This is a genomic window from Gammaproteobacteria bacterium (genome assembly GCA_040183005.1).
GTDB lineage: Bacteria > Pseudomonadota > Gammaproteobacteria.
The window spans coordinates 382,053-407,318 of sequence record JAMPIW010000007.1; the positions used below are offsets into that span (position 1 = coordinate 382,053).

Sequence of the window (25,266 nt, forward strand, 5' to 3'; positions counted from 1 at the left end):
GCATGGAGGATTAACCCTAACTTTGGAGCATAAAAATCATGGCAATTGTATCCATGCGTGACATGTTGGAGGCCGGTGTTCATTTCGGCCACCAGACCCGCTATTGGCACCCCCGGATGGCGCAGTACATCTTCGGTGACCGCAACAAGATCCACGTCATCAATCTCGAAAAGACCCTGCCGCTGTTTAATGACGGGATGAATTTTATCAGCAGCCTCGCGGCCCGCAAGGGTACCGTCCTGTTTGTCGGCACCAAGCGTGCGGCCCAAGAAGTGGTCAAGGAAGAAGCGGCCCGTTGCGGCATGCCTTATGTCGATCAGCGCTGGCTGGGCGGCATGTTGACCAACTTCAAGACCATCAAGCAATCCATCAAGCGCCTTAAAGAACTGGATGCGATGGTCCAGGACGGCAGCATTAACCGCTTCAATAAGAGAGAGGCGTTGGGGTATGCGCGCGAGCTGGAGAAGCTGGAGCGCAGTTTGGGTGGCATCAAAAATATGAAAGGCGTCCCCGACGCACTGTTTGTGATCGATGTCGGGCATGAAAAAAATGCCGTGAGCGAGGCGACCAAGCTGGGTGTTCCGGTCATCGGTATTGTCGACACCAATAATGACCCCAACGGCATAGATTATCCCATCCCGGGTAATGATGACTCGATCCGCGCCATCCAGCTGTATGCGCGGGCTGCGGCGGACGCAGTTCTTGAGGCGCGCGCCACGATAGTCTCGACCGGCGGTGCCGACGAATTTATCGAAATGGATGAAGAAGGGCAGCCCGCCAGGGCGCCAAAAAGGCCCGTGAAAGCCCCTATGGCGAAGAAGCCGGCCAGAAAGCCGGGTGCTGCGCAGCAGGCTGACGCTCCGGAGTAACGCCGGAACCGTATCCGGCTCGGGTAGATGAGGGGCGCAATGGATGGCGCCCCTCTGACTATATTGATGTATTTGTTAGGTTAAGTGGGGAATTTGGTTATGGAAATTACAGCTGCGCTGGTAAAAGAGCTGCGCGAACGTACTGGCTCCGGAATGATGGAGTGCAAAAAGGCCTTGGTTGAGGCCAACGGCGATATCGACTCCGCTATTGAAACAATGCGTAAGTCTGGCCTCGCCAAAGCGGACAAGAAAGCTGGGCGTGTCGCTGCCGAAGGGTGTGTTGTGATCCAGCTTAACGGTGACGCGACGCAAGGCGCCATGGTGGAAGTCAACTGTGAAACCGATTTCGTTGGCAAGGGTGACGATTTTGTGGGTTTTGCCGGGCATGTGGCAAAACAGGCGCTGGCTGACAAACCTGCCGATCTGGATGCTTTGATGAACCTGCCTTTGGAGGCGGGTGGTGATAAGAGCATTAACACGACGCGCCAGGAAATGGTCGCCAAGATCGGTGAAAACATCAGTGTGCGCCGTTTTGTAACAATGACCGCAAGTGGCGGCGTGGTTGGCTCCTATCTGCACGGCGGTCGTATCGGCGTGCTGGTGGAGTTGCAAGGGGGCAATGCCGCTTTGGCCAAGGATATCGCTATGCATGTTGCCGCCAGCAAGCCAGTGTGCGTCTCGCCGGATGAAGTGCCGACTGACATCGTCGAGAAGGAAAAGGAAATCTTCCGCGCCCAGGCTGCGGAGAGCGGCAAGCCCGACAATATCATTGAAAAGATGATCAGCGGGCGCATCCAGAAATTCCTGGCCGAAATCACCCTGGTGGGGCAGCCGTTCGTCAAAAATCCCGATGTGACAGTCGAGAAGCTGTTGCAGGATGCCAACGCAAAAGTAGTGCGCTTCCAGCGTTTTGAAGTGGGCGAGGGCATCGAGAAGAAGCAGGAAGACTTTGCCGCCGAAGTGATGGCCCAGGTACGCGGGAGCTGACGGTGACTGTGGCCCCCAAACCCGCATTCCAGCGCATCCTGCTGAAACTCAGCGGCGAGGCGCTGATGGGCGATGGTGAGTTTGGCATCAGTCCTGATGTTATCAATCGCGTTGCCACCGAAGTGAGCGAGCTGGTGCAGATGGGTGTTCAGGTTGGTCTGGTGGTCGGCGGCGGAAATCTGTTCCGTGGCGCCGGCCTGGCGGACGCGGGCATGGATCGGGTCACCGGCGACCATATGGGCATGCTGGCTACCATCATGAATGCCTTGGCGATGCAGGACGCGCTGGAGCATCAGGGTGTGTTTACGCGCGTCATGTCGGCCATCAAGATCAACCAGATCTGTGAGGACTATATCCGCCGCCGTGCCATTCGCCATCTGGAAAAGGGGCGGGTGGTGATTTTTGCCGCAGGCACTGGAAATCCCTTTTTCACCACGGACTCGGCAGCTAGTCTGCGCGCTATCGAAATTGGCGCGCAGCTTCTGCTCAAGGCCACCAAGGTGGATGGTGTCTATTCGGCGGATCCGATGAAGCATCCTGATGCCGTGCGCTATGAACGCATGACTTATGATGAGGTGCTGGAGCGCAAACTGATGGTGATGGACATTACCGCGATCGTGCTTTGCCGGGATCATAAAATGCCGCTGCGGGTATTTGATATGAACAAAGCTGGTGCGTTGCGCTGCATCGTTATGGGCGAAGATGAGGGTACGCTTGTAGAAGGAGAGGCAAAATGATAGATGACATTAAAAAAAGCGCCATCGCCCGCATGACCAAGAGCATTGATGCGCTTAAAGATGAGCTGACCAAGGTGCGCACTGGACGCGCCCATCCCAGCTTGCTTGATCATGTGATGGTGTCTTTTTACGGAAATGAGGTGCCGGTGGGGCAAGCCGCCAACGTTACGGTGAGCGATTCACGCACGCTTACCGTGACGCCGTGGGACAAAAACATGGTTCCCGTCATTGAAAAGGCGATTCTGACCTCCAATCTTGGTCTCAATCCCTCTACCGCCAGCGGTACCATCCGCGTGCCTTTGCCTGCACTGACCGAGGAGCGCCGCCGTGACATGATCAAGGTGGTGCGCGCCGAGGCGGAGGCCGGCAAGGTCGCTATCCGTAACATTCGCCGTGACTCGAATGGCGAGCTGAAAGAGTTGCTCAAAAAGAAAGAAATCTCCGAAGATGAGGAGCGTCGGGCGCAGGATGAAATTCAAAAGTTGACGGATAAATACATCACCGAAGCGGACAAAATACTGGCGGCCAAAGAGGCCGATCTGATGGAGATTTAAAAACGCGGGGTTGGGGGCTGGCAATTCAGAGCCTGTTCCCAGCCCCCTGACCTGCGTGCTGTTATCCCGCGCTTCCCCCACCATTTTTTGTGCAGGCATGTCTACGACGGCAAATAACACTAATCCAGCCGCATACCTTCCCCGTCATGTGGCGATCATCATGGATGGCAATGGACGCTGGGCCAAGAAGCGCTTTCTGCCGCGCATCGCCGGCCACCGCGCCGGCGTGGAAGCAGTACGCAACGTGGTTCAGGCCTGCTCTCTGCGTGGTGTCGAGGTGTTGACCCTGTTTGCATTCAGTAGCGAGAACTGGCGCCGCCCCCCCTCGGAAGTCGGGCTGTTGATGGAGCTGTTTATGACTGCCCTGGAGCGCGAGACCCGACGCCTGCATGAAAACAATGTGCGCTTGAGGGTCATCGGCGAGCGTAGCGCTTTTTCCGGGAAATTGCAGGAGAAAATTATCGCAGCGGAACAGCGGACCGCTGCCAATTCCGGGCTGACGCTGGTTGTGGCGGCTAATTATGGCGGTCGCTGGGACATCACACAGGCTGCCCGTGTCGTAGCGCAAAAAGTCGAGGCTGGGCAGTTGCACGCATCCGAAATCACGGAAAATGTCCTGGAGCAGCACATGGCGCTGCACGGCCTGCCTGATCCCGACTTGTTTATACGTACTGGTGGGGAGGAGCGCATCAGTAATTTCCTGTTGTGGCAACTGGCCTACACAGAATTTCATTTTACCGAAACATTGTGGCCGGATTTCGACGCGCGGAGCTTCGATGGTGCGCTGGCCTCTTTTGCCAGGCGCCAGCGTCGTTTTGGGCGCACCAGCGAGCAGGTGGAACAGGAACAAGGACACAAGGGTGCTTAAACAACGTTTGCTTACCGCTGCCATCCTCATCCCTTTGGTTGTATGGGGCGTTCTCGCGCTGCCAAACACCGTATTTGCATTGTTGCTGGCGGGCATCGTCATTGCGGGGTTCTGGGAGTGGGCTGGCTTGATGGGCATCGCCGAGCCTCTCGATCGGCTGATGTATATCCTGATAGCGTTACCTTTTATGTGGTTTGGCGGCACGCTGCCGGCAGGCATGCTGGTCGGCGCATCGGTGGGGGCAGTGTGGTGGTTGGTGGCGATTGCATGGATGTTAAGGTTCAATGTTCACCCTGTTGTCGTCCCCCCCAGCCTCATAACAGGAGGCGGTGCGGGGATGCTGACGCTGATACCTGCCTGGATGGCGCTGGTGGTGTTACATGGGAGCGAGTCCTACGGCCCAAAGTATGTATTGTTCCTCATGGTGTTGATCTGGCTGGCTGATACGGGCGCCTACTTTGCCGGACGCTTGTGGGGCAGCCGCAAACTGGCGGCCAATATCAGCCCCGGCAAGACCTGGGAGGGTGTGTGGGGCGCTTTGGCGATGACGATGGTGATGGGGCTGGCGGGCGGCAGGCTGCTGGAGGTTGACCCGGTCATGCTGCCTGCGTTTGTGTCGCTGTGCGTGATCACGGTGGTTTTTTCAATCGCGGGCGATCTCCTGGAAAGCATGTTCAAGCGGCGCGCCGGTGTCAAGGATAGCGGCAAGCTGCTGCCAGGCCATGGCGGCGTGCTCGACCGGATTGATAGCCTGACCGCCGCCGCGCCGGTATTTTTGACAGGGTTGCTGTTGCTGGGGATGCTGGGTTGATCGGCGGTCACTCCCAGCCTCCTGCGCTGTCCGTGGATGGACAAGTGCCGGGAGCGCACGATGCGCTGGAGCGGCCCTCTGGCGACACTTGTACATCCAGGTACGGCGTTACTGTGCTTGGCGCCACTGGCTCTATTGGTGTCAGCACGCTCGACGTATTGTCGCGGCACCCGGAACGTTACCACGTCGTTGCCCTGACAGCGAATTCCGATGTGGACCGTTTATACGAACAGTGTCTTGTGCATCGGCCCGAATATGCCGTAATGGCGGATGCCAATGCGGCGCAGCGCCTGCATGAGCAGTTGCGCGCAACCGCCCCGGAGATCCAGGTGTTGGCTGGCCTGGAAGGGTTGGAAACCGTCGCTGCCCTGCCTCAGGTGGCGTATGTTATGGCCGCTATTGTTGGCGCCGCCGGTCTGCTGCCCACGCTTGCCGCAGTGCGCGCCGGCAAGCGCGTACTGCTGGCCAACAAGGAGGCGCTGGTCATGGCCGGGCGGATTTTTATGGATGAGGTCCGTGGGAATAACGCCGAGCTGCTGCCTGTGGACAGCGAGCATAACGCGATCTTTCAATGCCTGCCGGCCGACCTGTCCACCGGTCTGGACGCTGCCGGTATACGGCGCATACTGCTGACCGCCTCGGGCGGGCCGTTTCGCAATATCCCCCTTTCCGAGCTGCATCATGTCACCCCGGATCAGGCCTGCGCCCACCCTAACTGGGTGATGGGGCGCAAGATATCCGTCGATTCAGCTACCATGATGAACAAGGGTCTGGAGGTGATCGAGGCCTGCTGGCTGTTCAATACCAGCCCGGACAGGATTCAGGTGGTCTTGCATCCGCAAAGCGTGGTTCACTCCATGGTCGAATACGCCGACGGTTCGATACTGGCGCAGCTTGGCAGTCCGGATATGCGTACCCCCATCGCCCATGCCTTGGCGTGGCCGCAGCGTATTGAATCCGGGGTTGCCCCTTTAAGTCTTTTCGATGTTGCGCGGCTGGACTTTGAACGGCCCGATTTCTCCCGCTTTCCTTGTCTGCGCCTTGCCTACGAGGCGATGCAGGCGGGGGGCACTGCCACGGCGATTCTCAATGCGGCCAATGAAATTGCGGTAGCCTCTTTCCTCGACGGCAGACTGCCGTTTACCGCTATCCCCGCCGTGATTGAGCGCGTGCTTGCCGATGTGCCGGTGCGCGAGGCCGTTAGCCTTGAGGTTATTCTGGCCGATGACGCGCTGGCGCGTGAGGCTGCTGAGCGCAGGGTGGTAGAGGCTACGAGCAAGCGCGCATGATGAGTACCATTCTATCCTCAGTCTTTTTCTTCATCATCGCCATCGGTGTACTGGTTACCGTCCATGAATTCGGCCATTTCTGGGTGGCGCGCAAGCTGGGCGTGAAGGTGCTGCGCTTCTCGGTTGGTTTTGGCAAGCCCCTGTGGATATGGCGCCGTGGACCTGACAACACAGAGTATGTCATCGCGGCGGTGCCGCTGGGCGGCTATGTCAAAATGCTTGATGAGCGTGAAGCACCGGTCGAGCCGCACGAAGTGCACCGCGCCTTTAACCGCAAGCCACTGGCCAGCCGCTTTGCCATCGTCTTCGCGGGGCCACTGTTCAATTTTCTGCTGGCCATCATCGCCTACTGGGCGGTCTTCATCATTGGCGTGAATGGCCTCAAGCCGATTGTTGGGGAGGTTGCGCCGAATTCCATCGCCCAGCGCGGCGGTTTTCAGCAGGGGGATGTCATCCTCAGTTTAAATGGCAAGCCGACGCCGACATGGGAAACGGTGGTATTTTCCATGCTGGACAAGGTGCTGGATCAGCAGGTGGTGACGGTGCAGGTTCAGGATGCAAACCGCCACCCGATGACGCGTACGCTGGGTCTGAGTGCGGTGACAGGCAGCGATCTGGATAAAGGGAATCTGCTCGACAGCCTTGGTATGCGCCCCTTTCGCCCGGCTATTCCGCCCATCATTGGTCAACTGGAGGCCAGTGGTGCCGCCGAGCGGGCAGGAATAGTGGTGGGTGATAAAATTATTGCCGCCGATGGCCAAGCCATCGGTGACTGGGAGGCGTGGGTTGAATATGTCAGACCCCGCGCCGGACGGGTCATTCGTGTCGAAGTCGAACGTGAAGGTGTGCGTAGTACCATTGATCTGCAACCCGTTGCCACGGTAACCAAAGAAGGCACAATAGGCCGTATCGGCGCGGGCGTCAAAATCCCCGGGGAATTGCCGGAAGAGCTGCGTGCCGTGCTGCGCTATTCGCCAGGTGAAGCCGTGGTGCAGGCCGTGGTCAAAACCTGGGATATGTCCGCGTTGACGCTACGCATGCTGTTTAAGATGGTGACGGGGGTACTCTCCGTGGACAACCTTAGCGGCCCCATCAGCATCGCCCAATATGCAGGGTATTCCGCCAGCGCGGGAGTGGTGTCGTTCCTGGGATTTCTTGCCATTGTGAGCATCAGCCTGGGCGTGTTGAACCTGCTGCCCGTCCCCCTCCTGGACGGCGGGCATCTCATGTACTATTTGATTGAGTGGGTAAAGGGTAGTCCGGTGTCGGACGAGGCGCAGATATTCGGTCAGCGGGTGGGTATCGCACTATTGGGAACGCTGATGATCTTCGCCTTTTACAATGATCTGACACGTCTGTTTGGCTAGCCGATTAAACCTAAAAACGGCAGTTGGCCGGGGGGGGGCAGAGTGTGCGGTTTTCAGGGTGCTGGGCAAGGCGCAACGACGCGGAATGGTTGTTCCATTCCAAGGAGTTGTAACGCTGCCATGTGCACTGAATATCGTGCAATCCACTCCGTAGCGAACTCGCTAAACAGGTGAGACTGGAGATTATGGAAAAACATATTTTAAACATTCTTTTAGCTGCTAAATGAAGCGGTCAACTGCCGTTTCTAGGTTTATACGACTTGGATTACTAATGAGAGCTCCGAAAAGAAGGGCGTGGCTAATTTTTCTGGGTATGCTGCTGGCATCGCATGCGTGGGGCATGACACCATTTGTCGTCAAGGACATCAGGCTGGAAGGTTTGCAGCGCACCTCTCCCGGCACGCTCTTTAATTATTTGCCCCTTAACGTCGGCGATACGCTGGATGACGCCCGCTCCTCGGAGGCTATTCGCGCCTTGTTCAAGACCGGTTTTTTCGATGACGTACGATTTGGCCAGGACGGGGATACGCTAATCATCACGGTAAAAGAGCGCCCTTCAATCTCCAGCATCAAGATCGCTGGTAACAAGGACATCAAGACCGAGGATCTGACCAAGGCGATGAAGCAGAGCGGTCTTGCGGAAGGCCGGATTTTTGACCGTTCTCTGCTCGACAAGGTGGAGCGTGAGCTGCAACGTCAATACTTCAGTCAGGGAAAATACGGTGTAAAGATCAAAGCGAAGGTTACATCGCTGGAGCGTAATCGTGTCGATATCGTCATCGACGTCGTCGAGGGTAAATCTGCGAAGATCCACCAGATCGCCATCGTTGGCAACGCGGCGTTTGGTGATGAAGTGTTGTTAAAGCAGCTTCAAATTACTACGCCAACACTGTTTTCCTTCTTTACCAGTTCGGATCAGTATTCCAAGCAAAAATTGGCCGCGGATCTGGAAACCCTGCGTTCCTACTACCTGGATCGCGGTTACATCAATTTTAATATCGATTCCACCCAGGTTTCCATCACGCCTGACAAGCGTGATGTCTATATCACGATAAATATTACCGAGGGCGAGAAATTCACCGTCAAGGAGGTCAAGCTTGCGGGTGATCTCATCTTACCCGAAGCGGATCTGCGCAAGCTGATCAGCGTGGCTGAAGGCGCCGTTTTTTCGCGCAAGGCCGTCACCGAAAGCGCCGCGCAAATCGCCGAGCGTCTTGGTTCGGACGGGTATGCGTTTGCCAACGTCAATCCCAACCCTGAAGTGGACAAGCCAAACAAACAGGTGTCAGTGACGTTTTTGGTCGATCCCGGCAAGCGGGTGTATGTGCGCCGCATTAATGTAGCAGGCAACGCTAGAACCCGCGATGAAGTGGTGCGGCGCGAGATGCGGCAGATGGAGGGGGGATTGCTGGCGACTGACAAGATCAATCGCTCGCGGATACGTTTGCAGAGGCTGGGCTTTTTTCAGGACATCAACATCGAGACGCCCGCTGTTCCCGGCGCAACGGATCAGGTTGACGTGAATGTCAACGTAACGGAAAGATCCTTGGGTAGTCTGACGGCGGCAGTGGGCTTTTCGCAGGTGCAGGGCTTGCTGCTCAGCGCCAGCATTAGCCAGGACAACTTCCTCGGCAGCGGCAAGCGCATCAGTGCCGAAGTCAATAACAGCCGAGTAAACACCATATACAGTTTTTCCTATACCGATCCTTATCATACGCCGGATGGCGTGAGCCGGGGGTTCAGGGGATTTTTCAGGCAGACCAACGCTACCCGGTTGTTTGTCGGAAGCTATCTGTCGGATGTGTTTGGCGCCGGAGTGAATTATGGTTTTCCGCTTAGCGAACACAATACCGCGCGCTTGAGTTTTGACTATGAACATACCAGGATTAAAACCACCAGTTTCACACCTAAGTCCTATGTGGACTTTCTCAATGCAAACGGGGACACTTTTGATATAATCAAAATGTCCGGCGGCTGGACCCACGACACACGCAACCGTGCGATCTTCGCGGATAACGGTATGTTGCAGAGTCTTTCTGCGGAAATGTCGGTGCCAGGCAGCGGCTTGCAGTTTTACAAGGTGTCTTCACGCACGCAGGTGTACCACCCGTTGACCAAGAGCCTGACCCTGGTGATGAATGGCGAGGTTGCCTATGGTGACAGTTATGGCGGGACTAGCGCCTTGCCTTTCTGGGAGCGCTATTACGCAGGCGGCGTCTACTCTGTGCGCGGGTTCAGGGCGAACAGTCTGGGCCTGAGGGAAAACAACAGGGCGCTGGGCGGCGCCTTGAAGCTGGTGGGGAGCACAGAGGTGATTTTCCCTGTACCCTTTATGGAGGAGAGCAAGTCGTTCCGCCTGAGTGCCTTTTTTGATATAGGTAACGTCTATACTGGCATTCAGCAATTCAGCGCAGGCGATTTGCGCTACTCTGCCGGAGTAGCCGCTATTTGGCTGTCCCCCATGGGGCCGCTGAATTTCAATCTGGCGAGACCGCTTAACAAGAAGGCGGGAGATATCACTGAGTCGTTCCAGTTCTCGCTGGGTACTTTTTTCTGAAATAACTCGGAGTAAATGTTGTGAAAAAAATTGCATATCCTGTTTTTGGTCTGATGTTTGGGTTGATGTTTGGGTTGATGTTTTCGATGGCGGCTGCGAATGCGGCTGATTTGAAGCTGGGTTATGTGAATAGTGCCGAGCTGATGGAGAAGGCACCTCAGGCAGATGCGGCACGTGGTAGGTTCGAGCAGGAATTTGCCCCACGGCGTAATAAGCTTCAGGCTGAGGTGAAGGAGCTCAAGCAGCTCGAAGAAAAACTGGTAAAAGATGGCGTGACCATGAGTGAGTCCGAACGCGCCAAAATGGAGCGTGAGGTGCTCGCCCGTAAACGGGACCTCGGCCGCATCCAGGAAGAACTGCGCGATGATGTCAACATTCGCAACAACGAAGAGCTTGGTAAATTGCAGCAGATTGTGAAAGAAACCATCGATACTCTCGGCAAGGAAGAAGGTTACGACATGATTTTCTTCGACGTGGCTGCCTTTGTTAACCCCAAGTTAGACATTACAGGCAAGGTGCTGCAACGTCTGCGGGATAGACCCAAGGATGTGTCAGCATCGGCGAAACCTAAAAAATAAGCCGGGCGGGCAGCAAGTGTTGCCTCCACTCGGGAGTGCGCCGGGAATCACGCTGGGCCAGCTCGCGGAACGTATCGGCGGCGAGTTATACGGCGATGCCGCGTGTGTGATCACCGGGGTTGCAACACTGCAAAGCGCGCAATCTGGCAACATCACATTTTTAGCCAATTCGCGTTATCGGAAATATTTGGCCTCAACGCAGGCCAGCGCCGTCATCCTTTCTTCAAAGGATAAGGAAGATTGCGCGACCGCTGCAGTGGTTGTGGCTAACCCTTATGTTGGATATGCCCGCGCCGCAGCATTGTTGTACACAGGCCGTGAAGAGACGAGCGTTGTGGGCACCCACCCAACGGCGTGTGTCAGCACTGACAGCCGGGTGCACGAAAGTGCCTCGATTGGCCCTCACTGCGTTATTGAGGCGGATGTGAATATCGCCGCAAACGTCAGTATCGGGCCAGGTTGTTTTATTGGCAAAGGCGCGGTGATTGGCGAAGGCAGCCGTCTTCTTGCCAACGTCACAATATGTCACGGTGTGCATATTGGCAAGCGCGCCATGATTCATCCCGGCGCGGTAATCGGCAGTGATGGATTTGGTATCGCCAACGATAATGGCGTGTGGATCAAAGTGCCGCAACTGGGTGGCGTGTCTATTGGCGATGACGTTGAAATTGGCGCCAATACCACCATTGACAGGGGCGCGCTGGAAGATACAGTGATCGAGAACGGTGTGAAGCTGGATAACCAGATTCAGGTAGCCCACAACGTTTATATCGGGGCCCATACCGCGATTGCAGGCTGCGTGGGTATTGCGGGCAGTGCACGTATCGGCAGGCGCTGCACCGTCGGGGGCGGGGTGGGTATCAGTGGTCATCTGGAAATTGCCGATGATGTGCATGTTACCGGCATGTCGTTTGTGACCAAATCCATAAAACAGCCCGGAGTGTATTCTTCCGGCATTCCCGCGGATACCAATCAGCAGTGGCATAAGAATACCGTGCGCTTCCGGCAGCTGGATGAGATGGCGCGTCGTTTGAAGGTGCTCGAAAATCTGCTGAAACAGGTGCAAAAACAAGCGTAGCCGCGTACCTTTCTGGTGCGGTATGATAAAAACTGAACGTGGGCCAGCGCGAGGCCTTTTCCATAGGCCCTGCTAGGTAATAACAGAAGATAGAAGGATAAGAATCTTGGAACCGCTCGATATTCGCGAGGTGCTCAAACACCTACCCCACCGTTACCCCTTCATGTTGGTGGACCGGGTGCTCAACTGCGTCCCCGGCGAGTCCCTGGTGGCGCTGAAAAACGTAAGTTTTAATGAGCCTTTTTTTCAGGGGCACTTCCCTGATCGCCCCATCATGCCCGGTGTGTTGATTATTGAGGCTTTGGCGCAGGCCACGGGCATCCTGGCGTTCATCACCACCAATACCCGGCCCACTGAAAGATCACTTTATTATTTTGTCGGCATTGATAATGCCCGCTTCAAACAGCCGGTCATCCCAGGCGATCAGCTGATTCTTGAGGTCGAAGTGACGCGTGTCATAAAGACGGTCTGGAAGTTTCATGCTGTTGCCAAGGTGAGCGACAAGGTTGTCGCCAGCGCCGATCTGATGTGCGCGGAAAGGGAACTTGAGCCTTGACAGACTCTCTGATTGCATCGAGCGCGATAATTCATCCAAGCGCGCGGCTTGCCGCTGGGGTCAGTGTTGGCCCGTTTTCTGTCATCGGGCCGAATGTTGAGATCGGTGAAGGCACGTGGGTTGGTCCCCATGTGGTCATTAATGGTCCTACCCGCATAGGCCGCGACAACAAAATCTATCAATTTTCCTCGATAGGCGATGCGCCCCAGGATAAAAAATACCATGGCGAGGATACCTGGCTCGAAATTGGCGACCGCAACCTTATTCGCGAGTCGTGCACAATCAATCGCGGTACAGTCCAGGGTGGTGGAATAACCCGCATCGGCAATGACAACTGGATCATGGCCTATGTGCATATTGCCCATGACTGCGTGCTGGGCAATAACATCATCATGTCCAACAACGCCTCGCTGGCCGGCCATGTGACGATAGAGGATTATGTCATCCTGGGTGGCTTCACGTTGGTACACCAGTTTTGTTGCCTTGGCGCCCACTGTTTTACCGCGTTCAATACTGGCATATCCAAGGACGTGCCACCTTTTCTCATGGTGTCAGGTTACCGGGGCGCGCCCCATGGCCTCAACACTGAGGGTTTGAAAAGGCGCGGTTTTAGCGCTGATGTCATAAGTGACCTGCGTCGGGCATATAAAATCCTTTACCGCTCCAATCTCACCGTGGATCAGGCGCTTGAACAGCTCGGTGAGCTGGCGGCGAGCCATGCCGAGATTAAGCTGCTGGCGGATTTTGTGCAGAAGTCGTCACGCGGGATAATCCGGTAAAGAGGGAGGGGATCACAGCCATCCCCAACCGCTCATGTTTCCCCCAAAAGTTCCCCCGCCTCACGCACCATCCGGCTACGGCCAAACAGAAGTTGCCACCGGCCACCACCGCACTGGCGCCATAATACCGCAGAGCGTATTGCCGCCAGCAGCAGGGCGCGTACTTTGTTGGCATTGTCGGGGTTGGACAGGTAGCCCTGTTCGCCGCTGACGATAATGCGGGGGTTCAAGGTGCTGATGGTGTCGCTGTACAATCCGGCCAAGCTGGCGATGACGTTGCTGTGAGTCTGGGAGAAATGCTGCGCTTGGCCTCTTGCCTTTTCGATGCCTTCGGCGATTTGTTGCAGCATCTGAGAGTTTTTTGCCATTTGGCGTTCAAGGTAGAGGACGGCGACGATATAGCGCGTGATTTCCATGTTGCGTGGCTCGCTGCCACCGCCGAGCTGGGTGCGCAGCCGTTTGAGTCCGGTGCTGATACCGCGCACGCCACCATAGACGGCAGCTGTCGTGGGTGGGTTAATGTTGAAAATGCTGTTGATGCACACTTCAAAATCACCGGTATCCATGGTGCCTGTATGCGCAATCTGCTGTACCAGGTGGGTAGCCTGAAAAGCACCGGCCAGGGCAATAATTCGTTCTTCGCTGCTATGGCTCATTGTATGTGTTGTGCTTGTGGTGATGTGGATCGGTTGCGAATTGCATCTGTGCGGTTTTCAGTGTATTCAATGACGCCCCCGCCCAGGCACTCGTCATCAGCATAAAACACCACCGATTGGCCGGGTGTGACGGCCCATTGGGGCTGCTCGAATGTCACGTGGCATATGCCATCTTCCAGTGTTGTGATGGCGCAGGCTTGATCCGCTTGGCGGTAACGTGTCTTGGCTGTGCAGCGTAACGGCAATGCCGGTGGTACACCACGCACCCAGTGCAGATGGCTCGCTGCGAGCGAGCGGCTATACAGCAACGGGTGGTCATGGTTCTGGGCGACGAGCAGTGTATTGCTGTCCAGGTTTTTGCCGACGACGTACCAAGGGGTGCCATTACCCCCTTGCCGCCCGCCAATGCCCAGGCCCTGGCGCTGGCCAAGGGTATGATACATTAGCCCGTCGTGCCGGCCGACGCGTTCGCCTTCGGGGGTACGCATCTCTCCCGGCTGCGCAGGCAGGTAGCGGGCGAGAAAGGTCTTGAAGTCGCGCTCGCCGATAAAACAGATGCCGGTGCTGTCTTTTTTTGCTGAGTTGCCGAACCCCGCTTCGGTGGCAATCCGACGCACCTCCTGCTTAGTTAGTTCACCAACAGGAAAGAGGGTCTTTGCCAGTTGCTCCTGGCCCAGGGTATAGAGGAAGTAGCTTTGATCCTTGTTGGCATCGAGCCCTTTAAGCAGGCGGTATTGCCCATTGTTTTGCGTTACCCGCGCGTAATGGCCGGTGGCGATATAGTCCGCCCCCTGATTCATCGCATAGTCGAGAAAGGCCTTAAATTTGATCTCTTTGTTGCATAATACGTCTGGATTGGGCGTGCGCCCGCGGCTGTATTCATCGAGAAAGTAGCGGAATACCCGGTCCCAGTAATCCTTGGCAAAGTTAACCGCATCCAGAGAGATGCCAAGCCGGTCGCATACTCCCAGTGCATCGCGCGCGTCCTCGGCGGCGGGGCAGTGGCCGTCGGGATCGTTTTCTTCCCAGTTTTTCATGAACAGGCCGCTGACATCATAGCCCTGCTGTTGCAGGAGCAGAGCGCTCACTGATGAATCGACGCCGCCGGACATGCCGACAATAACGCGGGTTTTGGTAGGATTGTGCATCTCTAAAGAGTCAAAAAACAGAGTTTTCGGGGGTGAGAGTAATGAGTTCTATATTGGGGCGTAATTGTAACAAATAAACCCCAGCCCGGAGAGGTGTTTCGTGTGTTGGAAATTGGCGGGGTGAGGCTAATTTCGCCAGCCCCGAAAATGTAATTTCCGTGTTACTGTGGGGTTCTGGCGAGACGGAAGCCGATGATGTTGCTCCGGTTTACGGCTGTGGCGTTGGTGCGATTTTGTACGCGCACGTTTTTGGCGTCGCCCCTCCAGGAGCCGCCGCGCAGCACGCGCCCGGAACTTGCGCAGAGGCTGGTCCAGGCGCTGCCGTCAGCGGGTGCGCCGCTATAATTATCGTGATAGCAGTCTTCCATCCACTCCCACACGTTGCCGCTCATGTCGTGAAGACCAAAGGCGTTGGCATTTTTGCTGCCCACGGGTTGCTGGTGTTTGCCGCTGTTTGCGTTGAACCATGCAACGGCGTTCACGTCGCGGCTGCCGCAATAAGGGTGGTTGCCACCCGCGTGGCAGGCGTATTCCCATTCGGCTTCGGTAGGTAAGCGATAGACGCCATGGTCAGTTGCCGCTTTGCTCTTGTTTAGCCATTCGATAAAGTTTTTGGCCTCGTTCCATGAAACATCAACCACGGGCGCAGTGTCGCCATGGGCGTTGTATTTCATGAACTCGTCGGTGACCAGCTCGGTGCGGCCAGTGGCGATGATGAAGCGTTTGAACTGACCAAGAGTGACTTCGGTTTTGCTCATCTGGAAACCCGGTATGCTGACGCGATGCTGCGGGCCTTCGTTGATCAATGCGTCCAAGTCGACTGCGGAGCAGCCGGCTGGAGGTGTCTGGGAGAGCTTCTTGCCTCCCCCTCCCGGTCTGGTTGCCGCTTGGCACGAGCCCATCTGGAAGCTGCCAGTGGGTATGTCGGTGAACTTTAGGTCGATGAAGCTGCTGAATTCGCCGGCATGTGCAAAGCTGGCGACCAGACTCAAGCAGAGTGTGGCAACAATATTGCCAAGACGCGTTGGCAAGTGACGCGGCAGACGATGGTGCGCTCGGGGCATGCTGGTTCCTAAAGTTAAACCTAAAAACGGAAGTTGGCCGCTTCTTTGGATGGTTGGCAATATGTTTTGAATGTGTTTTAACGACCCGCCTGTTTATGGTAAATCCCTGACAACACGAAACCCATTGCCGTAGTACCAGTTTCCGGGCGAGGCGGCGAGGCGGTAAGTTGCGCGCGCGAAGTCTGAAGTGAACTTCCAGGAGCCACCACGAAGAACCCGCGCGGTGGTGGTGTCACGCTTCCAGTCTGAGCCGTGGCGGGTGCGCATGATGGCGTCGTACTCCTGTTGTTCCCTGCTTAAATCCGTGTTGTTGACGCGCACAATATTCGCGGAATTATTGTGTTCCTGCTTGCCTTGGTTGAGTTCCGGAGCGCCGTGCGAAGCATTCGCGCTGTTCTCCGTCCAGGGACGGCCATCAGCCGGTGCGCCACGGTAACTATCATGGTAGGCATCCTCTACCCATTGCCACACGTTGCCGCTCATGTCGTAGAGTCCCCAGGCGTTGGGGGTCTTGCGTCCAACATTTTGCTGATGCCGGCCATCGCCCTTGGGGACATCGCCATCGTGCCATGCGACTTCATTCACGTTATTGCTGCCGCAATAAGCATGGTTGCCGCCCGCACGACAGGCATATTCCCACTCTGCTTCGGAAGGTAACCGGTACGTGCCACGGTCATTCGCCGGTTTGTGCTTGTTGAGCCATTCGATGAAATCTTTGGCCTCTTGCCAGGAAACCTGCACTACTGGCGCGTCATCGCCGAAAGCGTTGTATCTCATAAAGTCGTCGTTGATAAGATTCCATCCCGACGATCCTTTAGTGCCTCCCGAGGCACTGACATAGTGTTTGAACTGGCCGAGGGTGATCGGGGTTTTGCCCATCTGAAAAGCGGATATGCTTACGGTATGCTGTGGGGTTTCGTTGTCGTTTACGTTGGTATTGTTCTCGGGGCAGTCGGCCGAGAGCGGTGCTTGGCCGAGAAAAACGCGGATTTTGTTTTCCTTCTGCATCTCGGATGTTATTTTGCATGAGCCCATCTGGAAATGGCCGCTGGGTATGTCAACGAACTTCAGGCCTGCGAAATTGGTGAATTCCCCAGCCTGTGCTAGCCCGGCTACCAGGCTCAGCGCGGCCAAGAAGGATCTGGCCAGTGTGGGTGTGCGGGGCGGTGAGCGATGTAGCGCTTGAAGCATGACTAGATCCTCTTGATATTAAAAATTCAAATTTTCGCAACCCGTCGTGTGCCGCCTGGTTAGGAAAACCAGCGTAAAAAAGCCGCTGCGGTCAGCGCTGTGGCTCCCATCCCAGTCAGGGCATGCCATGCGCGATGACGGCTTTTCTCGCTCCACTGCTGTGCGCCGCGCAAATAAAGTGCCGCAAGCACAAACCCGGAGACAGCACAGAGCACCTTGATAACCAGCGCCCCAATAGCTACCGCGTGCAAGTCGGGGAATTCACCGTAAAAATAGAAGCTGACGGTGCCAAAAATGACACCGCTGGCGACTTGGGCGCCCCACGCGATTAACACCAGCCACGCCATGCGTTTTTTGAGCTGGAGTTGGTCCGGGTTGGATTTCAGGGCAATAAAAGAGCCGCCCACCACTGCGGCGGCTCCGAAGTTATGTATGGCCTGGGTTAATGCATAGGATAGGTTCTCGAGCTGCATGCGCTAATTCGCTGTGACTTTGATGCAGCTCTCTTGGCCGATGGACGCATGGCCTTTGTTGACCACCTTTATGCACAGCGTGTGAGTGCCGACGGGCAGGGGGTCAAGACTGAAACTGCTCTTTAGCTTGCGCAAAATCCCGGCCTCTTTGCCATTGACGTAAATGTGCGAATGGTCGCCACCGACATTGGGCGTAATGCTATAAACGACGTTTACCGGTTCGCCGACTTTGACCTTGCCCCCATCAGCGGGGGATGTGATTTTCAGGTTGGCGTCGGCCAGTACGCTGGAACCCCACAGCACTACCCCAAGCGCGAGCGTGGCACGCGAAGTGCGGATAAGTTTTCTGTGCATTTTGTGAACGTCTCCGTTATGTTGGGCTGCAAAATTCAGAGGTAAAAAACCCCACTAAATCGGTAGAATATTTGTATGTTTTTAGCATACTGACGCGCGGTTGTAAAGATGAGTTTTGCGCATCGGTTTGAAGCCCCTAACAAAATGAAAAAAATACATTTACAATTTGGTTGCACCTTAAAATTATCCGGAGGAGTAAAGATGCCGCGCCAATTGGTGGATGATGCGCTGTGGTCTGCCATAGAACCCCTAATACCGCCACCCAAGCAGCGGCGTAAGCGGTATCCTGGCCGCAAACCACTGGATGATCGCCAGATGTTGACCGGTATTCTGTTTGTGCTGCTGTCGGGCATTCCATGGGAAATGCTGCCGCAGGAAATGGGGTGTGGGTCGGGTATGACCTGCTGGCGACGGCTGCGCGCCTGGCAAAAGGCTGGCGTGTGGGACCAGCTGCGCGAGGTGCTCCAGGTCAAGCTACGCGAGGCGGGTAAGATCGATTTCGCGCGCGCCATCGCTGACCCTTCCGCCACAAGTGCCGCGAACAGGGGGGCTGGCCGTGACCGGCTGATCGCCGTAAAACCAACAGCAAATACCAGACCTTCACGGACGCGCAAGACATCTCGCCCGACGCCATTGTGATGGAAACCAGCCGCAATGACATCGCATAACGGCTGTCACTGGTCGAGGGTATCCCTCCTCGATTCACGGCTACGACGCCGATCCGATTGATTTGCTGGCAATTTTCAAGGCGATATGGAGAGTCATTTTGTTAGCGACTCTTTAACCCGGATTGTCCATAGCCCCAAAACCGTTCGCCCTGAGCCTGTCGAAGGGCCGTTCATGGTTCGACAAGCTCACCACGAACGGTGGTGTACGTTCTATTCGCCGTGGGACAATCTGGGTTTAAATGAACCCGAAACGTCCTTCAAGGCATCTCGGTTTGATAGCTGTTAGAATGTGCCGATGTTCTTTGCCAACGACAGAAAGTATTTTTTTCGCCCCCTCAACAGCAAATACCGTGAGCAGGCCGTGGAGTGCTTGCGGCAGTTATACGCCTGCTTCTATAGCTCGATGGCGGACTATAGCCGCAGCTATAATCGTGAACAGGTGATTGAGGTTTTCCAGGAGGCGATTACCCGCACGCCGCTATTGGATGGTGATACCGATGATGAGTTTGCAGCGCCGGCGCGCGGTGAGCGGGATCTTGCCAATTGGGTGTTGAATCTCTTGATCGAGTATGGCTGGCTGGAGCGGCTGGCCGATGAGGCAACCTTGCAGAGCACCTATGCGTTTACGCGCTTCGGGCGTCTGTTTACCCAGCCGATGGTGGAGGCAGGGGGTGGCCGCTTCAGAACCCGTCACCGCAATACCCGCAACACCCGCAATGCGCTGCATTCCTTTGTCGAGAAGGGGGAAGTGTATGACCTGTTGGACGCCTTCGAATACTCCGAGCGCATCATAAGTGATTTTAGCGATGTAATTGCCGAGCTGGACGAGCGCAAACGCGCCCTGGTGCAGGCGGTGGAGGCTCAGCAGGTAGTTCAGCGCGCCAGCGACGAGTTCTTTGATTTCATGGAGAAGCGCTTCATGCCGGATCTCTCTATCCGGCTGTCGGCCGACAGCGTGGAAAAGTATCGCGATGAGATTCAGGCGTTGCTCAACAAGGCACGCCGCAAGCAGAAAGAGTTCAAGGCTGGCGCAGAGCGTGAGCTGCGCAAGATTGCCCCGGAATTGCAGGGCGACGATTCCAGGCAATCGCTCTATCTTATGATACTCAACGGCATCGAAAGCCGCATGCACAATGCCAGCGAGGTGATGTTGCCTGCGCTGCGCCATGCGCTGAACAGTTTCACGCGCCGTGCGGACATTATTATCCGCCAATTGAGTTATTCGGGGGGCGGGCATCCCAGCCGCTTGCTGGCGATTTGTCAGGAATTGGCGGCGCAGGATGAGCTCGGGCAGGCTGCGCGGCTCGCCGCCGCCGGTCGCGTCATGGCGGCGCTGAATGTTGCCGCCGTGGTCGATCCGGACAGTTTGCGGATCAATGCGGTGCGGAGCCGCCGCGAGGTGAATTCGGCGGTGGAAGAACATGGCGTGATCGACAAGGCCGCCCGCCGTGAATTGTTGATTCAACAGGCTCTGGAATTGGCGTTTGCCGTTAACAACAAAGAAATGCGCGATTATGTCGTCGCGGCCCTCAATAAAGGGCATCGCATTCGCAGCCAGCATTTGCCGGTGGAAAATGCCAAGGGATTGTTGATGAACGCGCACGCGATTGAAGTGGGGTCCGCCGGACAGAATTCCAGCGAATTCGCTTTCCGTGTCGAACCGACCGGGCAACGATTACCCACCGATTATTTCGTGCTGACCGATGAATTCATTATCGAGCTGATAGAGGCGGATAGCCATGCTGAGTGACTATATTGAAAAGGCGCTGGAATCCGAGCGCATCGATCTGGACGAGTTCCGGGAACTCCTGGTTCGCCTGATGAATTACGGCGTGTTGTGCCGCGCCGAAAGCCAGGTCGAACAACAACTCTATGATCGTTATTTGCGCGTTGCCGGTCTGGTTGAAGACTATCTCGGTCTGATCGGGATTCGTATCTTTCACGACCGGCGTTTCGAGTATGTGCGTTTATATCCGCCCGGCAGTCAGGTGCCCGGCATGGAGGGTGTCGAGGACACCGCCTTCGGCGGCAGCTTGCGTAGCCGTTTGACGCAAAACGAAGTGGCGCTGATCCTGGTGCTGCGCGTTCAATACGACAAGGCGCTGCGCGAAGGGCAGATAGATGAAAATGGAGGCGTCGCGGAATCCATGGAGTCGTTGGCGATTGCCATGAGGAATTTGTTGGGGCGCGCGCTCCCGGACAAGCTGACCGAACGCAAGCGCCTGTTTCAGCGACTGCGGCAGTTGCGGCTTATTGATTACCGGAGCGAGGAAGATATCGACAGCGGCGAGGCATGGTTGAAGATACACCCGATGATCGTCAACTTTGTTAGCGATGAGGCCTTGCAGGCCATGGAGCAGGCCGGAAATATGCCCGCCGGAGCACAGACAATGACAGCAGCGATGGACGTGGACGATGTTTCTTAAGCGCTTTGTTTTTATCAACTGGGGGAATGTGCCCCATATTGAATTCGAATTTGGCCCAGTCAACCTGTTTTCCGGTGGCAATGGCTCTGGCAAGACGACGGCGGCCGACGCAATCCAAACAATTATGACGGCGGCGCATGAGAATCTGTTCCAATATAATCCTGGTCAGGATGAAACCACGCAGCGCGGTCGGGGCGGCAAGCGGGTGCGTACACCGGCTTCGTATGTGTTGGGTTGCGACGATGGCAGTTATGCGCGGCTGGAGCCGACTGATGGCTATCTGGCGGCGGTGTTTCATCCTACGCACGGAGAGACGGCAGACCCTTTTACCGCGATCATCGGCGTGCGCGCCTGGCTGGATTTGTCCGCCAACAATGCCGTGGCGCGCCAGGATGAGGCGATCTATCTGATTTTGCCGGGTGAGCAATTGTCCTTGAGTCAATTGGTACGTCAGGATAAGGGGGGTAAGCATGTCGTGCCGCTGGACAAGATTCAGAACGCCTTGATCGGTGATTTCGGCAAGCGGGCGGTGGAGAAGTACGACCTTAAAAAAGCCTATTTGCGGCGCTTGTACGGTGCGCTGCGCGGACGCAGTGATGCGGTAACCGAAACCGAGGCGGTCGCTGCCGCCAAGGCCTTTTCGCGTTTCATGGCCTATAAGCCAGTGCAGGGCATCGACCGCTTCGTGGCGGAAGAGATCCTGGAGAAAAAGGATCTGGGTGAAGCGGTTCGCTCGGTGTCCAGCCAGCTTAAAACCATTCATGCCATGGAGCGTGATGCTGCCTCATTGGTCGATTCCATCCGCATCCTCGATGAAGCCACGCGTCACAGTCAGTGCTATATCGAACAATGGGTCGAACTCAATACGCTGGAGTGCACGCTGGCGCAGCATGAGTATGTATTGCGCCAACGTGAATACCTTGCCGCCAAGAAGGGACAGGATGAGTATCGCGCAGCTATCGCAGCCAACGAGAGCCAGCTTCGGTTGCTGGGGCAGCGCCGCCGCCAGGTCCACGACGAGCTGGTGAGCCTCGAAGCGCAGCGCATGGGCATCGCCGCACTGCAAGACAAAGACCGCCTGGAGCGCCAACGCGAAGAGCAGGACAGGCGGCTCGTCGAGCAGGCAAAAAACCTGCTGGTGCAGGACAGTCAGTTGCAGTCTAACCTAGCCCATAGCCAGGCCATCATTGCCAGTGTGTCCAAGGTCGATGTGGTGGATGAGTTGCCGCACGTGGCTGATCTCGGCACCTTGGCATTAGGCAAGCAAGTGGCCGATCACGTGAGACGTGGCGACATCGACTTCCGTACTCTCATGCAGCGCGAGTTCACCGGTGATTTGGCTGCATTGGAAAATCATCTCGATGCGGCGCGCAAGGCCCAGCAATTGAGCAATCAATGGGTGGCGCATTGGCATGATGCGGATGTTCATGGTGCAGGCGAAAGTTTGCGGGAGCAGGTGTCCAAGTTGGCGCACCGGCGCGAGAGCCGCTATGAAATCCTTGATGGCCAGCGTCGTCAGAAGGCGCAGGAAATCGAGCGTCTGCGGGTCCATCAGGTCATCTATCCAACGCATGTGGATAAGGCGCTGGCGGCGATCCGCCAGCAATGTCCACAGGCCGAGCCACGGGTGCTCTGCGATCACGTTGAGGTGAAGGATGCGCGCTGGCAGTCGGCCATAGAGGGTTATCTTGGTGGCGCACGATTTTCGATTATTGTTGCGCCGCAGTGGGAGGCAGAGGCGATTCGCATCGTGCGCCGCATGCCGGGGCGCGACAATAAAGCGCGTGTCATCCAGGGTGAAAAAGCGCGCCAGGATGTCGAAAAAATCGCACTGCACGCCGATTCGATTATTCATGTGCTTGATTTTACCCATGCCACCGCGCGCGATTTTCTCGTTGCCAGCTATGGAACGGTGATGCGGGTGGAGTCCACGGAACAATTGCGCCACACCCGGCGCGGCCTGACAGTCGACGGCATGGGCGCCGGAAACTACAGCATGTGGCGCTGCGATGTGCCGGACAGCGAACTGGTCTTCGGTGTTTCGGCGCGCGAGCGCGCACTCCGCGCGAAGGAGGCAGAGCTGGTACATATCCTCGGCGAGTGGCAGAGTGCCAACGACAGGATGCAGTCCGCAGCCGCACTATTGAAGGCGGTAGATGGTTTAAAACACCTGGAGTACGCAGATACCATCGCAGCCATGCTCGAAACTCATCGTGACTTGCGGAAGCTGGAGAATCTGTTGCGTCAGCTCGATCTTGGCGAATACCGCGATCTGGAAAAAAAGCTGGAAGAGGGCAGGGGGGAAGAGCAGTCCTTGCGCGCCCAGGAGGCGGAATTCAACAAACGTAGCGGGGAGTTCGAGGAGAAGTTGCGCGAGTCCACCGAGCGTTGCAAAAAGCTCAACGACTTGCAGGATAAAAATCGCGCGTATTCCGAAAGCCGCGAGGAGATGCTGCGTGCTATCGCTGTGGTATGGAGCGGTTTCAATGTCGATGAGCGCCTCACCGCAGCGGATCAGGAGGCGCAAGACCTTAACCGGGAGGTTGCGCTCAATGTGAAGCAGGATATCGAAAGCCGGCTCCATACCAGCGAACGCAGGATGAGCGATGCCGTCGACGCGCACAACCAGCGTTGCCGCCCTGGCGATGCTGTTGTCTATATTGGCTTCGAGGGAAAATACGATGAAAACCTGTTCAAGGCGATTTGCGGTTTGCAACGGGAAATTGATCGCGTTTTTAATATCCTCAAGAACAATATTCTGGTGGAAAAACACCAACAGCTTGCCCAACTCAAGGAAAGTTTCAACAACGCTTTTGTTTCCCACCTGTGCCATGCCATTTATCAGGCCATCAGCACAGGCAAGCGGCAGATCGACTTACTCAACAAGGAACTTGAACATCACCACTTCGGCAGCGACCGGGAATCTTTTCGCTTCGGCTACGATTGGGTGCCGGAATTCAGGGACTATGCCCGCTTCTTTGATGAGGTCATCAAGTCGCCGGGGTTGGGCGATGATACTTCCCTGTTCGATGCTGAGCTTTCCGATAAGTCACGCAAGGTCCGCGACGAGTTGATGGCGATGCTGCTCGATGAAGACGAGCACAAAGCACTGCGCGAGCTGGAGCGTATTGCGGATTATCGCAATTACCGCCGTTATGAAATCTACAAGGAAGTGGCGGGCAAGCCGCCGATTGCCTTGAGCGAATACGGAACCGGCAGCGGCGGGCAATTGGAAACCCCGGCCTATATCATCCGCGCCGCCGCCGTGACATCCGCGTTTCGTTTTGCGGAGGGTGCCAACCACTTGCGCATGGTGCTGGTGGATGAGGCCTTTTCCAAGATGGATGAAGCGCGATCACGCGAAGTGATCGGTTACTTGACCGACACCTTGGGCTTGCAGCTCATCTTTATCATGCCCACCAGCAAATGCGGCCCTTACATGGACTTGATCAGCAACGAATTCGTGTTTGCCAAATGCCCAAGCGACAGGCCGCGCGGCCAGCTCAACACGCGTGTGATCGTCGACCGCAAACAGTGCAATCAAGAAAAAATCAAAGAGTTGTGGGCGCAGCATCGCCGCACTGTATACCATCAGGCCGACCTGGATTTCATGGAGGATGTTCTGGCAGTCTCCAAGTCCTATAGACCATGAGGATGGGCTATTTTAGCCGATAGGAGCGGTTGCTGAGACTCAACTTACATTTCCTAAGAATCCGCTCACGAGGGCTGCATGCCGCCCCTATTTGCCCCAGGTGTTTTCGGCAGCGCCAAAAGAGCCGCCATTGTCTTTATCCCATCGCTTGGCGCCTGTTCCATCCAATTCCAGCATTCCATCGCTCTGCTGGCTTGTTCCCGAAATCGGTGTGGCGCGCACGGTGTAGGTTGTCGCTGTGGCGGCCGTAATGGACAGATTATATTGTTTTGTTGTGCCTTCCAGCGGGGCTTGCGCGGGAAAAATGGCGCCTGCCCCGGTACCCAGGGTTGGTGTAACACCGCCTGGTGTATAAGTATTGTTCTGTGTGAACACCCGTTCCATCACATTGCCCAAGGATATCAGCGCCGCCTGCGCCATTGCGCGGCGAGACTGTTTTACGCTGTCCTGGTACGAGGGATAGGCAATGGCGGCAAGGATGCCGATGATGACCACGGTGACCATCAGCTCGATCAAGGTGAATCCTGACGATTTATTTTTCATTACACATACGCTCCATAGGTGAAAAAACTTGATTAATGGCACGCTGCCGGCAATGTCGGCA

23 protein-coding genes and 2 pseudogenes are annotated in these 25,266 nt (G+C 56.1%); 17 read left to right on the forward strand and 8 right to left on the reverse strand.

Translation table 11 applies throughout. The features are described 5' to 3' along the window. Positions 1-38 precede the first annotated feature (38 nt). From rpsB to lpxA, 13 genes are all read left to right on the forward strand, one after another. A complete protein-coding gene (gene rpsB, locus M3A44_07640; protein MEQ6341519.1) occupies positions 39-869 on the forward strand; it encodes a 30S ribosomal protein S2 in 831 nt (276 codons plus the stop codon). A 99-nt stretch (positions 870-968) separates the two neighbouring features. After that, a complete protein-coding gene (gene tsf, locus M3A44_07645; GenBank protein MEQ6341520.1) occupies positions 969-1,856 on the forward strand; it encodes a translation elongation factor Ts in 888 nt (295 codons plus the stop codon). A 65-nt stretch (positions 1,857-1,921) separates the two neighbouring features. Continuing rightward, positions 1,922-2,593: a UMP kinase gene (gene pyrH, locus M3A44_07650; protein ID MEQ6341521.1), complete on the forward strand. Its 672-nt coding sequence runs from the start codon at positions 1,922-1,924 to the stop codon at positions 2,591-2,593. Then, positions 2,590-3,147, forward strand: a complete 558-nt coding sequence (frr, locus tag M3A44_07655; GenBank protein ID MEQ6341522.1) for a ribosome recycling factor — start codon at positions 2,590-2,592, stop codon at positions 3,145-3,147. Before pyrH ends, frr begins: the two co-directional genes overlap by 4 nt. A gap of 97 nt (positions 3,148-3,244) precedes the next feature. Further along, positions 3,245-4,015: an isoprenyl transferase gene (locus tag M3A44_07660; protein ID MEQ6341523.1), complete on the forward strand. Its 771-nt coding sequence runs from the start codon at positions 3,245-3,247 to the stop codon at positions 4,013-4,015. Beyond that, entirely contained in the window at positions 4,008-4,826 is an 819-nt protein-coding gene (locus tag M3A44_07665) for a phosphatidate cytidylyltransferase (protein ID MEQ6341524.1), read from the forward strand. Before M3A44_07660 ends, M3A44_07665 begins: the two co-directional genes overlap by 8 nt. 65 nt (positions 4,827-4,891) lie before the next feature. Further along, the gene (gene ispC / locus M3A44_07670; protein MEQ6341525.1) at positions 4,892-6,115 is read left to right on the forward strand and encodes a 1-deoxy-D-xylulose-5-phosphate reductoisomerase; all 1,224 of its coding nucleotides are present in this window, start codon (positions 4,892-4,894) and stop codon (positions 6,113-6,115) included. Further along, complete coding sequence (gene rseP, locus M3A44_07675) at positions 6,115-7,482, forward strand: RIP metalloprotease RseP (protein ID MEQ6341526.1); 1,368 nt, start codon at positions 6,115-6,117, stop codon at positions 7,480-7,482. Before ispC ends, rseP begins: the two co-directional genes overlap by 1 nt. Positions 7,483-7,822: 340 nt before the next feature. Next, a complete protein-coding gene (gene bamA, locus M3A44_07680) occupies positions 7,823-10,039 on the forward strand; it encodes an outer membrane protein assembly factor BamA (protein ID MEQ6341527.1) in 2,217 nt (738 codons plus the stop codon). 20 nt (positions 10,040-10,059) lie between these two features. Next, positions 10,060-10,617, forward strand: coding sequence for an OmpH family outer membrane protein (locus M3A44_07685; protein ID MEQ6341528.1), 558 nt, complete (start codon positions 10,060-10,062; stop codon positions 10,615-10,617). Between the two features lie 16 nt (positions 10,618-10,633). Continuing rightward, complete coding sequence (gene lpxD, locus M3A44_07690; GenBank protein MEQ6341529.1) at positions 10,634-11,695, forward strand: UDP-3-O-(3-hydroxymyristoyl)glucosamine N-acyltransferase; 1,062 nt, start codon at positions 10,634-10,636, stop codon at positions 11,693-11,695. Positions 11,696-11,801: 106 nt separating this feature from the next. Continuing rightward, positions 11,802-12,251 (forward strand): 3-hydroxyacyl-ACP dehydratase FabZ, encoded by a 450-nt coding sequence (fabZ, locus tag M3A44_07695; GenBank protein ID MEQ6341530.1) that lies wholly within the window; start codon positions 11,802-11,804, stop codon positions 12,249-12,251. Next, positions 12,248-13,030 (forward strand): acyl-ACP--UDP-N-acetylglucosamine O-acyltransferase, encoded by a 783-nt coding sequence (gene lpxA, locus M3A44_07700; GenBank protein ID MEQ6341531.1) that lies wholly within the window; start codon positions 12,248-12,250, stop codon positions 13,028-13,030. The genes fabZ and lpxA overlap by 4 nt, the downstream gene beginning before the upstream one ends. A gap of 32 nt (positions 13,031-13,062) precedes the next feature. On the opposite strand, the gene hflD is transcribed toward lpxA, so the two are convergent. The 6 genes from hflD to M3A44_07730 form a co-directional block, all read right to left on the reverse strand. Then, positions 13,063-13,686, reverse strand: coding sequence for a high frequency lysogenization protein HflD (gene hflD, locus M3A44_07705; protein ID MEQ6341532.1), 624 nt, complete (start codon positions 13,684-13,686; stop codon positions 13,063-13,065). After that, a complete protein-coding gene (mnmA, locus tag M3A44_07710; GenBank protein ID MEQ6341533.1) occupies positions 13,683-14,834 on the reverse strand; it encodes a tRNA 2-thiouridine(34) synthase MnmA in 1,152 nt (383 codons plus the stop codon). The genes hflD and mnmA overlap by 4 nt, the downstream gene beginning before the upstream one ends. 161 nt (positions 14,835-14,995) lie before the next feature. Further along, complete coding sequence (locus M3A44_07715) at positions 14,996-15,898, reverse strand: formylglycine-generating enzyme family protein (GenBank protein ID MEQ6341534.1); 903 nt, start codon at positions 15,896-15,898, stop codon at positions 14,996-14,998. 93 nt (positions 15,899-15,991) lie between these two features. Then, a complete protein-coding gene (locus M3A44_07720) occupies positions 15,992-17,089 on the reverse strand; it encodes a formylglycine-generating enzyme family protein (protein ID MEQ6341535.1) in 1,098 nt (365 codons plus the stop codon). Between the two features lie 59 nt (positions 17,090-17,148). After that, complete coding sequence (locus tag M3A44_07725; GenBank protein ID MEQ6341536.1) at positions 17,149-17,562, reverse strand: hypothetical protein; 414 nt, start codon at positions 17,560-17,562, stop codon at positions 17,149-17,151. 3 nt (positions 17,563-17,565) lie between these two features. After that, positions 17,566-17,916 (reverse strand): hypothetical protein, encoded by a 351-nt coding sequence (locus M3A44_07730; GenBank protein ID MEQ6341537.1) that lies wholly within the window; start codon positions 17,914-17,916, stop codon positions 17,566-17,568. A 201-nt stretch (positions 17,917-18,117) separates the two neighbouring features. Between M3A44_07730 and M3A44_07735 the strand changes: the two are divergent. The 4 genes and pseudogenes from M3A44_07735 to M3A44_07750 all read left to right on the forward strand — a co-directional run bounded on the left by M3A44_07735 (position 18,118) and on the right by M3A44_07750 (position 24,662). After that, a pseudogene (locus tag M3A44_07735) lies at positions 18,118-18,426 on the forward strand (transposase). Between the two features lie 453 nt (positions 18,427-18,879). Then, a complete protein-coding gene (locus tag M3A44_07740; protein ID MEQ6341538.1) occupies positions 18,880-20,334 on the forward strand; it encodes a DUF5716 family protein in 1,455 nt (484 codons plus the stop codon). Next, positions 20,324-21,010 carry a DUF4194 domain-containing protein gene (locus M3A44_07745; GenBank protein MEQ6341539.1) on the forward strand — a complete coding sequence of 229 codons (687 nt, stop codon included), beginning with the start codon at positions 20,324-20,326 and terminating at the stop codon, positions 21,008-21,010. The genes M3A44_07740 and M3A44_07745 overlap by 11 nt, the downstream gene beginning before the upstream one ends. Continuing rightward, on the forward strand, positions 21,000-24,662 hold the full coding sequence (locus M3A44_07750; protein ID MEQ6341540.1) for an AAA family ATPase: 3,663 nt from the start codon (positions 21,000-21,002) through the stop codon (positions 24,660-24,662). The genes M3A44_07745 and M3A44_07750 overlap by 11 nt, the downstream gene beginning before the upstream one ends. Before the next feature lie 87 nt (positions 24,663-24,749). Here the strand turns inward: M3A44_07750 and M3A44_07755 are convergent, their stop codons facing one another. Further along, positions 24,750-25,082 carry a type IV pilin protein gene (locus M3A44_07755; GenBank protein MEQ6341541.1) on the reverse strand — a complete coding sequence of 111 codons (333 nt, stop codon included), beginning with the start codon at positions 25,080-25,082 and terminating at the stop codon, positions 24,750-24,752. A 9-nt stretch (positions 25,083-25,091) separates the two neighbouring features. Next, positions 25,092-25,205, reverse strand: a pseudogene (locus M3A44_07760) (prepilin-type N-terminal cleavage/methylation domain-containing protein). Positions 25,206-25,266: the final 61 nt, after the last annotated feature.

Bases quoted from the DNA above. Each gene is read 5' to 3' on its own strand.
- hflD (MEQ6341532.1), bottom strand. From the start codon at position 13,686: ATGAGCCATAGCAGCGAAGAACGAATTATTGCCCTGGCCGGTGCTTTT.
- rpsB (MEQ6341519.1), top strand. From the start codon at position 39: ATGGCAATTGTATCCATGCGTGACATGTTGGAGGCCGGTGTTCATTTC.
- bamA (MEQ6341527.1), top strand. From the start codon at position 7,823: ATGACACCATTTGTCGTCAAGGACATCAGGCTGGAAGGTTTGCAGCGC.
- M3A44_07745 (MEQ6341539.1), top strand. From the start codon at position 20,324: ATGCTGAGTGACTATATTGAAAAGGCGCTGGAATCCGAGCGCATCGAT.
- M3A44_07755 (MEQ6341541.1), bottom strand. From the start codon at position 25,082: ATGGCGCAGGCGGCGCTGATATCCTTGGGCAATGTGATGGAACGGGTG.
- pyrH (MEQ6341521.1), top strand. From the start codon at position 1,922: ATGGGCGATGGTGAGTTTGGCATCAGTCCTGATGTTATCAATCGCGTT.
- M3A44_07725 (MEQ6341536.1), bottom strand. From the start codon at position 17,562: ATGCAGCTCGAGAACCTATCCTATGCATTAACCCAGGCCATACATAAC.
- M3A44_07720 (MEQ6341535.1), bottom strand. From the start codon at position 17,089: ATGCTTCAAGCGCTACATCGCTCACCGCCCCGCACACCCACACTGGCC.
- M3A44_07740 (MEQ6341538.1), top strand. From the start codon at position 18,880: ATGTTCTTTGCCAACGACAGAAAGTATTTTTTTCGCCCCCTCAACAGC.
- M3A44_07715 (MEQ6341534.1), bottom strand. From the start codon at position 15,898: ATGCCCCGAGCGCACCATCGTCTGCCGCGTCACTTGCCAACGCGTCTT.
- M3A44_07750 (MEQ6341540.1), top strand. From the start codon at position 21,000: ATGTTTCTTAAGCGCTTTGTTTTTATCAACTGGGGGAATGTGCCCCAT.
- M3A44_07660 (MEQ6341523.1), top strand. From the start codon at position 3,245: ATGTCTACGACGGCAAATAACACTAATCCAGCCGCATACCTTCCCCGT.
- rseP (MEQ6341526.1), top strand. From the start codon at position 6,115: ATGAGTACCATTCTATCCTCAGTCTTTTTCTTCATCATCGCCATCGGT.
- frr (MEQ6341522.1), top strand. From the start codon at position 2,590: ATGATAGATGACATTAAAAAAAGCGCCATCGCCCGCATGACCAAGAGC.
- mnmA (MEQ6341533.1), bottom strand. From the start codon at position 14,834: ATGCACAATCCTACCAAAACCCGCGTTATTGTCGGCATGTCCGGCGGC.
- tsf (MEQ6341520.1), top strand. From the start codon at position 969: ATGGAAATTACAGCTGCGCTGGTAAAAGAGCTGCGCGAACGTACTGGC.
- M3A44_07730 (MEQ6341537.1), bottom strand. From the start codon at position 17,916: ATGCACAGAAAACTTATCCGCACTTCGCGTGCCACGCTCGCGCTTGGG.